Below are 12,778 nucleotides of genomic sequence, written 5' to 3'. Positions count from 1 at the left end.
TTTTTTCATTCGCCGACATCTGCCCAAAGACGGTCGTCTTTGGGCGTTTTATTTTCCCTCTCTTTTTTCGCCTCATAAACCCTCATTCTCCGCCCGCTGATCATGAAGGGAGGAGAAGTGATGTCTGCTGATGGGCTGGCCGCTTTTTTGGCGGAAGCGAACGAATTTCGAACCATCCCGATTGTGCGCAAATTTGTAGCCGATGTCATTGAGCCGCTCGGCGTGTTTGCCAATTTGCGCGAGGAAGCCGTGTTTTTGCTTGAAAGCAAGGATGACGAATCGCCGTGGGCGCGCTATTCGTTCATCGGTGTGGCGCCGTTTTTGACGCTGGAGAGCGAAACCGGCGAAACGTTTTCGGTGAAAGACGAAAACGGGAACGAACAAATCACCGCACCGACGCTGAAAGAAGCGTTTCAATGGGTCGAGCGGACGCTTGCCGTCAAGCCGCTTGCCGAGACGGTGCCGTTTACAGGCGGTGCAGTTGGGTTTTTAGGCTACGATTTCATTTCCGCCATCGAAAAAGTGCCGCGCCACAAAAACCGCGATGTGCCTATGAAGACGGCCTATTTCGTGTTTTGTGAATCGCTGTTTGCGTTTGACCAAAAAAAGCGTGAGTTGCTCGTCATTCACTATATTCGGTTGAGCGGCAACGAAACGGAGGAAGAGAAAATCGAAGCGTACCGCGCGGCCGAACGGCGCATGGCCGATCTCGCGGCGAAAGCGGCCCGCCCTCAAGCCGAGCAGCCGCTCTTGCCGGCGGAAAGCGAATCGGGGCGGACCGCCTCGTTTGCCAAAGCGGTGTCCAACTATGACAAAAAACAGTTTTTGCGCGATGTGGAGGCCGTGAAACGGTACATCGCGGCCGGCGATGTGTTTCAAGCGGTTCTGTCGCAGCGCTTCTGCGTGCCGGTTCAAGCCGGAGGCTTTGCCATTTATCGGCTGCTCCGATACATCAACCCGTCGCCGTACATGTTTTATTTCCAGCTTGACGGTGTGGAAATTGTCGGCAGTTCGCCGGAAAAACTGATTCAAGTGCACCGTCGGCGCGTTGAAATCGATCCGATTGCCGGCACACGGCGGCGCGGCCGATCGCCGGAGGAAGACGAGAGGCTGGCTGATGAGCTGTACCACGACCCGAAAGAACGGGCTGAGCATTATATGCTTGTCGATTTGGCGCGCAACGACATCGGCCGGGTCGCCAAGTACGGAACGGTCGAGGTGCCGGTGTTGCTTCAGATCGGCAAGTTTTCACACGTGATGCACTTAATTTCCAAGGTCGTCGGTGAACTGGACGACAACGTCCACCCGATCGATGCACTCCTTGCCGCCTTTCCGGCTGGAACGGTGAGCGGGGCGCCGAAAGTGCGGGCGATGCAAATTTTGCAGGAACTCGAGCCGACAGCGAGGGGGCTGTATGCCGGAGCGATTGCCTATATCGGGTTTGATGGCAACATCGATTCGTGCATCGCCATCCGGACAGCGGTCGTGAAAGACGGCTATGCCTATGTGCAAGCCGGCGCCGGCATTGTCGCCGACTCCGTTCCGGAACTGGAGTGGAAAGAGACGCGCAATAAGGCGAGCGCCTTGATGAATGCGATTGAACAAGCGGAACGACTATTTGCTAAAGGGGAGAGGGCCGTATGTTGAAGCAGCTGCTTGTAAAATGTGCGGAAGGGAAAGCGTTGACGGAAGACGAAGCGTATGCGGCGATGAATATCATCATGTCCGGCGAGGCGACAGACAGTCAAATCGCAAGTCTGTTGTCCATGCTCCGCCTGCGCGGAGAGACAGTCGATGAGCTCGTCGGATTTGTGCGGGCGATGCGCGACCGGATGACTGCCATTGAGGCTAGTGATGATGTCATCGATACGTGCGGTACGGGCGGCGATGGGGCGGCGACATTCAACGTTTCCACCGCCGCGGCGATCGTCATTTCATCGCTTGGCGTCAAAGTCGCCAAGCACGGCAACCGCGCTGTTTCGTCAAAAAGCGGCAGCGCTGATGTGCTCGAGCGGATCGGCATCGACATTCAAACGTCGCCGTCGGCCGCCAAACAGGCGTTGGAAACGAAAGGGCTGGCGTTTTTGTTCGCCCCGCTCTATCACGCGGCGATGAAACACGCCGCCGGGCCGCGGAAGGAAATCGGTTTCCGCACCGTTTTCAACTTGATCGGCCCGCTCGCCAATCCGGCGCGCTGCAAGCGGCAAGTCGTCGGCGTCTATTCGACCTGCTACGCTGAGAAATTGGCGGAGGCGATGCGCCGCCTCGGCTCGGAACATGTGTTGTTTGTCACCGGGCGCGATGGGCTTGATGAATGCAGCATCGCTGCAGAAACGGATGTCGTGGAGTTGAAAGACGGTGCGATCCGCCGCTTTGTCATCGCACCAGAAGACGCCGGCTTGCCGCGCGGCGAGCTTGCCGATGTGCAAGTGCGCGATCCGGAAGAGAGCGCCGCGCTTCTTGAGGCGGTGATGGCGGGAACAGCGCCGGAGAGCGCCATCAATATCGTTGCGCTGAACGCCGGCGCCGCCCTGTATGCCGCCGGCAAAGCCGAAACGATTGCCGAAGGAGTGGCGATGGCGAAAGAGGCCATTTTGTCCAAAACCGCATACGAACAACTGCAACGCCTGCGGGCGAAGGAAGTGGTTCATGATGCTTGAGCAAATTTTAGCAGCCAAACGGGAAGAAGTGGAAACGTTGACGCTGCCGGCGCCATTGCCAGAGCGAAAGCGCCGGCCATTTGCGGCGGCGCTCCGTCGGCCGCGGCGGATGCTTGGCTTGATCGCTGAAGTGAAAAAAGCATCGCCGTCAAAAGGCATCATTCGCCCGGATTTTGACCCGGTGGCCATCGCGAAAGCATATGAGCGCGCCGGTGCCGACGCGATCAGCGTGCTGACGGATGAACGGTATTTCCAAGGGCATCGCCGCTATTTGCGAGCGGTGAAAGAAGCGGTTAACGTTCCCGTGCTGCGCAAAGATTTCATCATCGATCGGCGGCAAGTCGAGGAAAGCGTCCGACTCGGGGCGGATGCGATTTTATTGATCGGCGAGGCGCTCCCGCCGGAAACGCTCGAGGAGCTCTATCATGAAGCGTACAGCTTGGGGCTCGAATGTCTGGTCGAGGTGCATGCGAAAGAGACGCTCGAGCGGATTTTCGATCGGTTTACGCCGGAGATCGTCGGCATCAACAACCGCGACTTGCATACCTTTGTGACAACACTTGAGGCGACCAAAACGCTCGCTCCGCTCATCCCGCCATCGTGCGTCATCGTCAGCGAAAGCGGGATCGGTTCCTTCAATGATGTGAAGACGGTCAAATCGTACGGAGCGCAGGCCATGCTCGTCGGCGAGTCGCTCATGCGCCAAGATGATGTGGAGCGAGCGGTCTACCGGCTGTTTGGGGAGGAAGATGGGGATGATTCGAATTAAATATTGCGGCAACCGTTCGGCTGAAGACGTGCAGGCCGCTATCGCGAGCGGGGCTGATTACCTCGGCTTTATTTTCGCCGAAAGCAGGCGGAACGTCTCTCCGAGTGAAGTGCAGCAATGGCTTGAGCCCCATAAGCTTGGCGCAAAGCAGCTTGTCGGCGTCTTTGTCAACGCCCCCGTTAGGCGGATCGCCGCTGTCGCCGCCGAGCTGCCGCTTCATGTCATCCAATGCCACGGCCGTGAAACGCCGGCGGAGCTGGCGGCGGTGAAAGAGGCGGTGCCGCTTTCCGTCTGGAAGGCGATCCACCATGGCGACGGTGCGCTTGCGGCGATGAGGCAGTACGCTGGCATTGCCGATGGCTACGTCGTTGACAGCCGCGCCGCCGGCGCCTGGGGGGGGACGGGCGTCGCTTTTGATTGGGAGGCGGTGCCGCACTATTTGGAAGAGGCGGCCCGCCAAGGCGTGCCGTGCTTCATCGCCGGCGGCATCACTCCGGACAATATCGAGCGGCTGCTTGTCTACCGCCCGGATGGCATCGATATCAGCAGCGGCATTGAAACGGACGGACGCAAAGATCCAACGAAGATGAAACAAATCGAAGAAAAAATAAAACATCACGGGTGTCGATGATCCGTTATGTACGAAAAAACAGAGAATGATATGGCTGAACACAATTTTCTGCCTCTTCCCTCGAACAAGAACGCCGGCGGGCGAATGACATTTGCCCGCAAAGCGTTCATTGTTCGAGGAGGGCATGCGGCAGCATGCCCGGTCGGCAAGCGAACCGCTTGCCGACTACGGCAGAAAAGCTCGGACTAGAGCCTTCTCAACAGACTTTTTATTGGTTCATCAACACGCCTGATAAAAAAATAACAAAACGAAGGGCCAAAAGACGGCGCTGACGCTCGGACGATGAACAAACGCAGGCACTTTGAAGAAATGCGGCTCTTCGTCTTTCAACTTTTATGAAGAAGAAGGTGGGGTTAGATGATGGAACGCGTTCCGAATGAATACGGCCGGTTTGGCGATTTCGGCGGCAAGTTTGTCCCTGAGACGCTCATGCTTCCGCTTGAGGAAATCGAAGCGGAGCTTGACAAAGCGCTTGCCGATGAATCGTTCAAACAAGAATACATCCGCATTTTGCAGCATTACTCCGGTCGCCCGACCCCGCTCACGTTCGCGCCGAATTTGACACGGCAAGTCGGCGGCGCGAAAATTTATTTAAAGCGCGAAGATTTAAACCATACGGGCGCCCATAAAATCAACAACGCGATCGGCCAGGCGCTTTTGGCAAAACGGATGGGCAAGAAAAAGCTGATCGCTGAAACCGGAGCCGGCCAGCACGGCGTCGCCGCGGCGACGGTGGCCGCCCATTTCGGCATGGATTGCATCGTTTTTATGGGCGAAGAAGACATCAAGCGGCAGGAGCTGAACGTGTTTCGCATGAAGCTGTTGGGCGCCGAAGTCGTGCCGGTGTCAAGCGGCAACCGAACGTTGAAAGATGCGACGAACGAAGCAATTCGCTATTGGGTCGCCCACTGCGACGACCATTTTTACATGATCGGCTCGGTCGTCGGTCCGCATCCGTACCCGAAAATGGTGCGCGAGTTTCAGCGCGTGATTGGCGATGAAGCGAAAGAACAGTTTCTCGCCCGTGAAGGGAAGCTGCCGGATGTCATCGTTGCCTGCGTCGGCGGCGGCAGCAACGCCATCGGCATGTTTTACCCGTTTTTGCAAGATGACGTCCGCCTCGTCGGCGTCGAGGCGGCCGGCAAAGGGATCGACACTCCGCACCATGCGGCGACAATCACAAAAGGGACGAAAGGGGTCATACACGGGGCGATGACCTACCTGTTGCAAGACGAGTACGGACAAATTCTCGAACCGTATTCGATCTCAGCCGGCCTTGATTACCCCGGCGTCGGCCCGGAACATGCGTATTTGGCGAGCATTGGCCGCGTCCGCTACGAAAGCGCGACCGATGACGAGGCCGTCGCTGCGTTTCAATTGTTGGCGCAAACGGAAGGCATCATTCCGGCCATCGAGTCGGCCCATGCGGTGGCGAAAGCCGTCGAGCTCGCCCGCGAGATGCCGCCGGATGAAACGGTGCTCATTTGCCTGTCCGGCCGCGGAGATAAAGATGTGCAAACGATGATGCGCCATCTTGGTGCGAGGGAAGGTGAAGACATTGCCACTGTCCGTTAATCCGCCGCTATTTATCCCGTTTATCGTTGCCGGTGATCCGGCTCCCGATGTGACGATCGATCTCGCCTTGGCGCTTGAGGAGGCCGGCGCTGACATATTGGAGCTTGGCGTGCCGTACTCCGACCCGCTCGCTGACGGACCGACGATTCAACGCGCCGCCGCAAGGGCGCTTGACGGGGGCATGACGCTGCCGAAAGCCATTCAGCTTATTGGCGAGATGCGAAAAAAAGGGGTAAACATTCCGATTATTCTCTTTACGTATTACAATCCTGTGTTACAATTAGGAGAAGAATCCTTTTTTGCTTTAGCGCGGGAAAATGGCGCCGACGGCGTGCTCATTCCCGATTTGCCGTTTGAGGAAAGCGGTCCGCTCCGCGAACTTGGCGAACGGTTTGGTCTCCCGCTCATTTCGCTTGTTGCGCCGACGTCGAAGCAGCGGATCGAGCGGATCGCTTCGGCGGCGCAAGGGTTTTTGTATTGCGTCTCCTCGCTAGGCGTTACAGGCGTGCGTGAGACGCTGCCGGAGACGCTCGGCGATTTCCTCCGCGAAGTGAAGCGGCATAGCCGCGTCCCGGTCGCCGTCGGCTTTGGCATTTCGGCGCCGGAGCAAGTCGCGATGTTGAAAGAGGTGTGCGACGGCGTTGTCGTCGGCAGCGCGCTCGTGCAAAAAGTCGAGCAGCTGGCTCCGAGGTTGCAGGCGCCGGACGAAAGGGAAGCGGCCGTCGCCGAGTTTGCTGCCTACGCCCGTTCGCTTGCCGCGCCGCTTCGAGAAGCCTATTCTTCGCGCTAAAAGTTCCGAATTGAAGGAGTTGGCGACAATCATGCAAGTAAAGGAATCGCTCCGGGGTCTTTCTCCGTACCAGCCGGGAAAATCGATCGAAGAAGTCAAGCGGGAATATGGCTTGCCTGAGATTATCAAACTTGCTTCTAACGAGAATCCGTACGGTTCGTCGCCATCGGCAAAAGCGGCCATCGCCGCTGAGCTTGACCGCCTCGCCGTCTATCCGGACGGCTGCGCCCGCACGTTGCGCGAAAAGGTGGCGAAGCATCTTGGCGTCAAGGAAACACAGCTTCTGTTTGGCAACGGTTCGGATGAGGTGGTGCAAATTCTTTGCCGCGCCTTTTTAGAGCCGGGGGCGAATACAGTGATGGCGGCGCCGACATTCCCGCAATACCGGCACAATGCCATCATCGAGCGGGCCGAGGTGCGCGAAGTGCCGCTTGTTGATGGGCGTCATGATTTGGAGGCGATGCTTGCGGCGATCGATGAAAACACGCGCATCGTCTGGATTTGCAATCCGAACAACCCGACGGGCACGTATGTGAATGACACCGAGTTGCGCGCCTTTTTGGATCGCGTGCCGCCGCACGTGCTCGTCGTCGTGGACGAAGCGTACTACGAATATGCGACGGCGCCCGACTACCCGCAAACGGTGCCGCTTTTAAACGAGTACGAGCAGCTTGTCGTCATGCGCACGTTCTCGAAAGCATACGGGCTCGCTGCGCTCCGCGTCGGCTACGGCGTGGCGAGTGAGACGCTCATCCGCGCCGTCGAGCCGGCGCGCGAGCCGTTTAACACGTCGACCATCGCCCAAGCGGCCGCGGCGGCCGCACTTGACGATCAAGCGTTCATCCGCGCCTGCGTCGAACGAAATCGCGCTGAGCTTGAGCGGTATTATCGCTTTTGCGAGGAGAACGGCCTGAAGTATTACCCATCGCAGACAAACTTTTTGTTCATTGATTTCGGGTTGGATGGCGACGAAGTGTTCCGCTATTTGCTGGAGCGCGGCGTCATTGTCCGCTCTGGCCAAGCGCTTGGGCTGCCGACCGGCGTGCGTGTGACTGTTGGCACGAAAGAGCAAAACGACCGGGTGTTGGAACTCGTTTCGCAACTGCTTCGGGAAAAACAGCTCGCCTGACCGTTCAGCGGCGGGATGGATAGAAAAGATCGGCCCGTTGCTTTTCAAAAGCAGCGGGCGCACGTTTACATAAAGTAGGTGGGACGATTGGAAGGAAAAGTGTTCATTGTCGGCCTCGGCTTGATCGGCGGATCGATTGCATTGGCGATTAAAAAAGCGCATCCGGAGGCGATGATCATCGGCTACGACGTCAATGAGCGGCAGCTCGGCTTGGCGCGCTCGCTCAAGGTGATCGACGAAGCCGCCCGTTCGCCCGAAGACGGATACGGACAGGCGGATTTGATCGTTCTGGCCGTTCCGGTCATGCAGACGGAGGCGCTGCTTTCATCGATGCCGCTCGAGCGGTTGAAGCGCGGCGTTATCGTTACCGATGTCGGCAGCACGAAGCAGCGCATCGTCCAAGGCGCCCGCCGCCTGTTGGATCACGGCGTAGCGTTCATCGGCGGCCATCCGATGGCCGGGTCGCATAAAAGCGGTGTGGCGGCGGCAAGGGCTCATCTGTTTGAAAACGCCTTTTACATTTTGACGCCGACGGACGATGTGCCGCCGCAGCAAGTCGAGGCGTTGAAACAGTGGCTTGCGGGAACGAAAGCGCAGTTTGTCATCTTAACGCCCAAAGAGCATGACCGCATCACTGGCGTAATCAGCCATTTTCCGCATTTGATTGCGGCGAGCCTCGTTCATCAGGCGCGCGAATACGAGTGCGAAAACGCCCTCGTCAGCCGGCTGGCGGCCGGCGGCTTCCGCGACATCACCCGCATCGCGTCGAGCAATCCGGAAATGTGGCGCGATATTTTTATCCATAACAAGCATGAACTGCTTGCGCTCTTTGACCGCTGGATCGCCGAAATGGAGCGGCTGCGTTCGTTTGTCGAAGAAGAAAACAGCATCGCTATTTACCATTACTTTTTGGAGGCGAAACAGTTTCGCGACGGGCTGCCGTCGAGAACGAAAGGAGCGATTCCGTCGTTTTACGATTTGTATGTCGACGTGCCGGATTATCCGGGCGTCATCTCCGAAGTGACCGGCTATTTGGCCGAAGAAAACATCAGCATCACGAACATCCGCATCATTGAGACGCGCGAAGAAATTTACGGCGTGCTCCGCCTCAGCTTCCAAAGCGAAGACGATCGGGCGCGGGCGAAAGCGTGCCTCGCCAAACATACGAACTATGCCACCTATGAAGGGTAGCAAGGAAAAACAATGGAGGGATTTTGCATGCAGTTGCCAACCAACGTGTCGTCGCTCCGAGGAATGATCGAAGTCCCCGGCGACAAATCGATTTCCCATCGCGCCGTCATGCTCGGGGCGCTTGCTTCTGGACGGACGGTGATTGACCATTTTTTGCCTGGGGCGGACTGTTTAAGCACGATCGACTGTTTCCGGAAACTCGGCGTTGACATTCGCCAGGACGGGACGACAGTCGTTGTCGAAGGAGCCGGCCCCGGCGGGCTGCGCGAGCCGGCTGCGGTGCTTGATGTCGGCAACTCGGGAACGACGGCGCGCCTGCTTTTGGGCATTTTGGCCGGCCAGCCGTTTCACGCCTGCCTTGTCGGCGATGAATCGATCGCCAAGCGACCGATGGGGCGGGTGACGAAACCGCTTCGCGAAATGGGAGCGCGTATTGACGGGCGTGAGGGCGGCAATTATACGCCGCTTTCCATCCGCGGCGGCGCGCTTCGCCCGCTTTGCTACACTTCGCCGGTGGCGAGCGCGCAAGTAAAATCGGCCATTTTGCTCGCCGGCTTATTCGCTGACGGCGTGACGTCTGTTGCTGAGCCGCACCGCTCGCGCGACCATACCGAGCGGATGGTTCGGTTGTTTGGCGGTGAAGTGAATGTGGATGGCTTGACCGTCTCGGTGGCCGGTCCGCAACGCTTGCGCGGGACGCACATTTACGTTCCCGGCGATATTTCGTCAGCCGCCTTTTTCCTTGTCGCCGGCGCCATTGTGCCAAACAGCGAAATTACGCTGAAAAACGTCGGCTTAAATCCAACGCGGACCGGCATCATCGATGTGCTTACACAAATGGGGGCGGATATTGCGATTGACAACGTCCGCAACGAGGAAACCGAGCCGGTCGGTGATATTACGGTCCGCACGTCGACGCTTCGGGCGGTCGAAATCGGCGGGGATCTGATTCCAAGATTGATCGACGAAATTCCGATCATTGCCTTGCTCGCGACGCAGGCGGAAGGAACGACCGTCATCAAAGACGCGAGCGAACTGAAGGTGAAAGAGACGAATCGGATCCATACGGTCGTCACCGAGTTGAAAAAACTCGGCGCTGACATCGAAGCAACCGACGACGGCATGATGATCCGCGGCAAAACGCCGCTTTATGCCGACGGGATTGTTGTCGACAGCCATGGCGACCACCGCATCGGCATGATGCTCGCCGTTGCTGCCTGCATCGCCAAAGGGACGGTCCGCCTCGAGCGTTCGGAAGCGGTCGCCGTTTCCTATCCGGCGTTTTTTGCCGACCTCCGTTCGCTGCTGTAAAAGGCCTCCCGCCCCAAGCGGGCGGGCGGTCATATTTTGCGTTGTTCGTTCATATATTGTCAGTGAGAGGAAGGGCTCCGTATTTTTTGAAAGCGGATACATTTCCTGTTTCTGGATGAAAAAACGACGCACCTTCCAGACAGCGAGCGGTTTGGTTGCGGAAACGGCCATGATCGATTATCATCATTCATGTTCCCGTTGTAACGGTACATAACGATTTGAATGGCAAAGGCGGATGGGCTCCTGTGGGCGCCCGGCCGCCTGCCGCAAGAGAGGGCTGACGAAACCATGACACGCGTCGAACAAATCATTCGCTTAGTGGAAAACGGAAACGTCGACCAAGCGTTGGCGCTCGTGCCGAAAGTGAAAAAATATGGAAGTGATGAAGAAAAATACGCGCTTGCCGACTGCTTGTACGGATGGGGAATGCCGGAAGAGGCGAAGGAGCTGCTTGAGGAGCTGGCTGCCCGCTATCCGGATGACGGCGACATTCGCCTGTTTTTGGCGGAAGTGTATACGGAGCTTGAAGCCGAAGAGGAAGCGCTCGCCATTTTGTCGGAGATCGACGAAGACGATCCGCAGTTTGTCCGCGCGTGCCTTCTTGCCGCCGATTTGTACGAAATGCAAGGGTTGGCGGAAGTGAGCGAGCGGAAGCTGCGTCAAGCGTACGAGAAAGCTCCAGATGAGCCGATCGTGCAGTTTGCGTTGGCTGAGTTGTATTTTTCGCACGGGGAATACTCAAAAAGCGTGCCGCTTTATGAACAGGTGCGGAAGACGAATAAGGAGATGGCCGGCGTCTTGATCACTGAGCGGATCGCTGAGGCGCTCAGCCGTTCCGGGGAATTCGAGGCGGCGCTTCCGTATTATGAGGAGGCGCTCAATGAAAAAATGGACAGCCGGACGCTGTTCGCCTACGGATTCACCGCGTTGCAGGCCGGCTATACACAAACGGCCATCGATAAGCTCAGCGCTTTAAAAGAGCTCGATCCGGACTACACTCCGCTTTACCTTTATTTGGCGAAAGCGTATGAACAAGAAGGACGGCTCGTGCAAAGCTATGAGACGGCGCTTGAGGGCATCGGCGTCGACGAATGGAACAAAGAGCTCCGCCTTTACGCAGGCAAGCTGGCGCTCAAGCTGAACAAGCCGGAGGAGGCAGAGGAACATTTGAAAAAAGCGCTTGAGATCGATGGCGGGTACATCGAGGCGCTCACGGTTTTATCGGCGCTTTGGCTAAATGAACAGCGCTATGAGGATGTCGTAGCGCTTCTTGAGCAGGCGATGGCCGATGGCGAGTACGATCCGCAGTTTGAATGGGACCTTGGGCGCGCCAAACATCGGCTTGAGATGTACGACGATGCATTAAATCATTACGGCGAGGCATATAATTTCTTTAAGCACAATGTCGAGTTCCTCGAAGAGTACGGATATTTTCTCATCGAGGAAGGAAATCGGGCGGCGGCGAAAGAAATATTTCAACAGATCGTCCGTCTCGACCCAACCCATACGGAGGCGGCGGAGATGCTGCTTGAGCTCGAAGAGTAGGGGAGAAGCGGTGGCCCAACCTCTTTCTTGGAAACCGATCGAGGGGGAAGCGCACAATGACGCACGTATCCGTCAATGAGAAAAAAGAGTTTATCCGTTGGTTTTTAAGCCACTATCAGTTGAAGCGGCGCGAGTGTGTCTGGATTTTAAACTATTTGATGAGCCATGACCAGCTCATGCAAAAGGTGCATTTTGTCGAGAATGCCCAATATTGCCCGCGCGGCATCATTATGTCGACTCACTGCGTCGACGATGTGCCGTTCCGTTTTTACAAAGGCAATGTGATGACAACCGATGCAGAGAAATCGTTCCATGACATCCGTTTAAACCGCGACGAAGATATTTACATTCAACTGAATTTCCGCGCTTCTTTTCACTCGCCGCAATATGTCGCTGTGCTTGAGGAAAACCCGTATGCGCCGAAGCAGGCGCAAGTGAGCGAAAACGACCAGCGCCTCGCCGAGCAGTTTTTGGAACGCTCCATTTACGAATTCCGGCGCGGGCGGCTCATGAAGCTGATCGATGAGGCGCTTGACCGCCATGATGAAGAGGCGTTCCGCCGCCTGACCGATGAATTAAACAAATTGTAAAAACCTTGCCGCCGGCAAGGTTTTTCTTTTGCCGAAAAATATGGTATGGTGATGAAGGGAAGAAACTTTGAGGAAAAGGAGAGTACGAATGAAGTGGACAGGCGAGGACGTCGCCCTCTATGAACGAGAGCGCGACTACATCGACACGGCGCTCCTTCCGCTTTTGCCGGTGGCTTTCGGCCAAGGAGCGAAGCGGCTCGCTTCCGGCGGGGAGCTTGTCGGGCTCATCGCGGCCGAGGTCGAGCGGCAGCTGAAGGGCCGGTTGTTTTTGATGCCGTCGTTTGTGTATTTTGCCGATGAGCCGCGGGCGCTGCTTACCGAAAGGCTGGCGGATTGGACCAACCGGCTTAGGCGGGAAGGAATGAAGCATCTGTTTTATGTGACGTGCGACCGTGCGTGGCAAGAGGGCGAAGAAGCTGACCGCGTTTGGTTCATTCCGGTTGTTCCGCTCGAGAGCATGGGTGAATCGTACAAGCACGAGCTTGTCAGAGAGCAGACCGCCGAGCTGCTCCGCTTTCTCATCGGTCGATGGGCGCAAGAGTAGATGCGGCAAAGTCCGACGTTTTGCCGCCTGCGATATTGACCTT

12 protein-coding genes are annotated in these 12,778 nt (G+C 57.1%); all 12 read left to right on the top strand.

Annotated elements, in window-relative coordinates; genetic code table 11:
- The first annotated feature begins 120 nt into the window (after positions 1 to 120).
- The 12 genes from trpE to DI44_RS06025 all read left to right on the top strand — a co-directional run bounded on the left by trpE (position 121) and on the right by DI44_RS06025 (position 12,735).
- Positions 121 to 1,647 (top strand): anthranilate synthase component I, encoded by a 1,527-nt coding sequence (gene trpE / locus DI44_RS05970; protein ID WP_013524131.1) that lies wholly within the window; start codon positions 121 to 123, stop codon positions 1,645 to 1,647.
- The gene (gene trpD / locus DI44_RS05975; RefSeq protein WP_033025741.1) at positions 1,641 to 2,660 is read left to right on the top strand and encodes an anthranilate phosphoribosyltransferase; all 1,020 of its coding nucleotides are present in this window, start codon (positions 1,641 to 1,643) and stop codon (positions 2,658 to 2,660) included. Before trpE ends, trpD begins: the two co-directional genes overlap by 7 nt.
- A complete protein-coding gene (gene trpC, locus DI44_RS05980; protein WP_033005824.1) occupies positions 2,653 to 3,429 on the top strand; it encodes an indole-3-glycerol phosphate synthase TrpC in 777 nt (258 codons plus the stop codon). Before trpD ends, trpC begins: the two co-directional genes overlap by 8 nt.
- On the top strand, positions 3,416 to 4,060 hold the full coding sequence (locus tag DI44_RS05985) for a phosphoribosylanthranilate isomerase (RefSeq protein ID WP_011231686.1): 645 nt from the start codon (positions 3,416 to 3,418) through the stop codon (positions 4,058 to 4,060). Before trpC ends, DI44_RS05985 begins: the two co-directional genes overlap by 14 nt.
- A gap of 360 nt (positions 4,061 to 4,420) precedes the next feature.
- Entirely contained in the window at positions 4,421 to 5,635 is a 1,215-nt protein-coding gene (trpB, locus tag DI44_RS05990; protein WP_013524128.1) for a tryptophan synthase subunit beta, read from the top strand.
- Positions 5,619 to 6,425, top strand: a complete 807-nt coding sequence (gene trpA / locus DI44_RS05995) for a tryptophan synthase subunit alpha (protein ID WP_015375265.1) — start codon at positions 5,619 to 5,621, stop codon at positions 6,423 to 6,425. Before trpB ends, trpA begins: the two co-directional genes overlap by 17 nt.
- Before the next feature lie 31 nt (positions 6,426 to 6,456).
- Entirely contained in the window at positions 6,457 to 7,554 is a 1,098-nt protein-coding gene (gene hisC, locus DI44_RS06000; RefSeq protein WP_033025740.1) for a histidinol-phosphate transaminase, read from the top strand.
- An 87-nt stretch (positions 7,555 to 7,641) separates the two neighbouring features.
- Complete coding sequence (locus DI44_RS06005) at positions 7,642 to 8,745, top strand: prephenate dehydrogenase (RefSeq protein WP_013144904.1); 1,104 nt, start codon at positions 7,642 to 7,644, stop codon at positions 8,743 to 8,745.
- Between the two features lie 27 nt (positions 8,746 to 8,772).
- The gene (gene aroA / locus DI44_RS06010) at positions 8,773 to 10,056 is read left to right on the top strand and encodes a 3-phosphoshikimate 1-carboxyvinyltransferase (RefSeq protein WP_015375263.1); all 1,284 of its coding nucleotides are present in this window, start codon (positions 8,773 to 8,775) and stop codon (positions 10,054 to 10,056) included.
- Positions 10,057 to 10,344: 288 nt separating this feature from the next.
- The gene (locus DI44_RS06015; RefSeq protein ID WP_011231680.1) at positions 10,345 to 11,601 is read left to right on the top strand and encodes a tetratricopeptide repeat protein; all 1,257 of its coding nucleotides are present in this window, start codon (positions 10,345 to 10,347) and stop codon (positions 11,599 to 11,601) included.
- 56 nt (positions 11,602 to 11,657) lie between these two features.
- Positions 11,658 to 12,191, top strand: a complete 534-nt coding sequence (locus DI44_RS06020; RefSeq protein WP_013144907.1) for a ReoY family proteolytic degradation factor — start codon at positions 11,658 to 11,660, stop codon at positions 12,189 to 12,191.
- 88 nt (positions 12,192 to 12,279) lie between these two features.
- Entirely contained in the window at positions 12,280 to 12,735 is a 456-nt protein-coding gene (locus DI44_RS06025) for a YpiF family protein (RefSeq protein WP_020278315.1), read from the top strand.
- The last annotated feature ends 43 nt before the right edge of the window (positions 12,736 to 12,778 follow it).

The organism is Geobacillus sp. CAMR5420, assembly GCF_000691465.1.
GTDB classification, from domain to species: domain Bacteria; phylum Bacillota; class Bacilli; order Bacillales; family Anoxybacillaceae; genus Geobacillus; species Geobacillus thermoleovorans.
The sequence above is the reverse complement of the archived record's forward strand: the minus strand, read 5'-3'. Positions and strand labels throughout refer to the sequence as shown.

Bases quoted from the DNA above. Each gene is read 5' to 3' on its own strand.
- trpE (WP_013524131.1), top strand. From the start codon at position 121: ATGTCTGCTGATGGGCTGGCCGCTTTTTTGGCGGAAGCGAACGAATTT.
- trpD (WP_033025741.1), top strand. From the start codon at position 1,641: ATGTTGAAGCAGCTGCTTGTAAAATGTGCGGAAGGGAAAGCGTTGACG.
- trpC (WP_033005824.1), top strand. From the start codon at position 2,653: ATGCTTGAGCAAATTTTAGCAGCCAAACGGGAAGAAGTGGAAACGTTG.
- DI44_RS05985 (WP_011231686.1), top strand. From the start codon at position 3,416: ATGATTCGAATTAAATATTGCGGCAACCGTTCGGCTGAAGACGTGCAG.
- trpB (WP_013524128.1), top strand. From the start codon at position 4,421: ATGGAACGCGTTCCGAATGAATACGGCCGGTTTGGCGATTTCGGCGGC.
- hisC (WP_033025740.1), top strand. From the start codon at position 6,457: ATGCAAGTAAAGGAATCGCTCCGGGGTCTTTCTCCGTACCAGCCGGGA.
- aroA (WP_015375263.1), top strand. From the start codon at position 8,773: ATGCAGTTGCCAACCAACGTGTCGTCGCTCCGAGGAATGATCGAAGTC.
- DI44_RS06015 (WP_011231680.1), top strand. From the start codon at position 10,345: ATGACACGCGTCGAACAAATCATTCGCTTAGTGGAAAACGGAAACGTC.
- DI44_RS06020 (WP_013144907.1), top strand. From the start codon at position 11,658: ATGACGCACGTATCCGTCAATGAGAAAAAAGAGTTTATCCGTTGGTTT.
- DI44_RS06025 (WP_020278315.1), top strand. From the start codon at position 12,280: ATGAAGTGGACAGGCGAGGACGTCGCCCTCTATGAACGAGAGCGCGAC.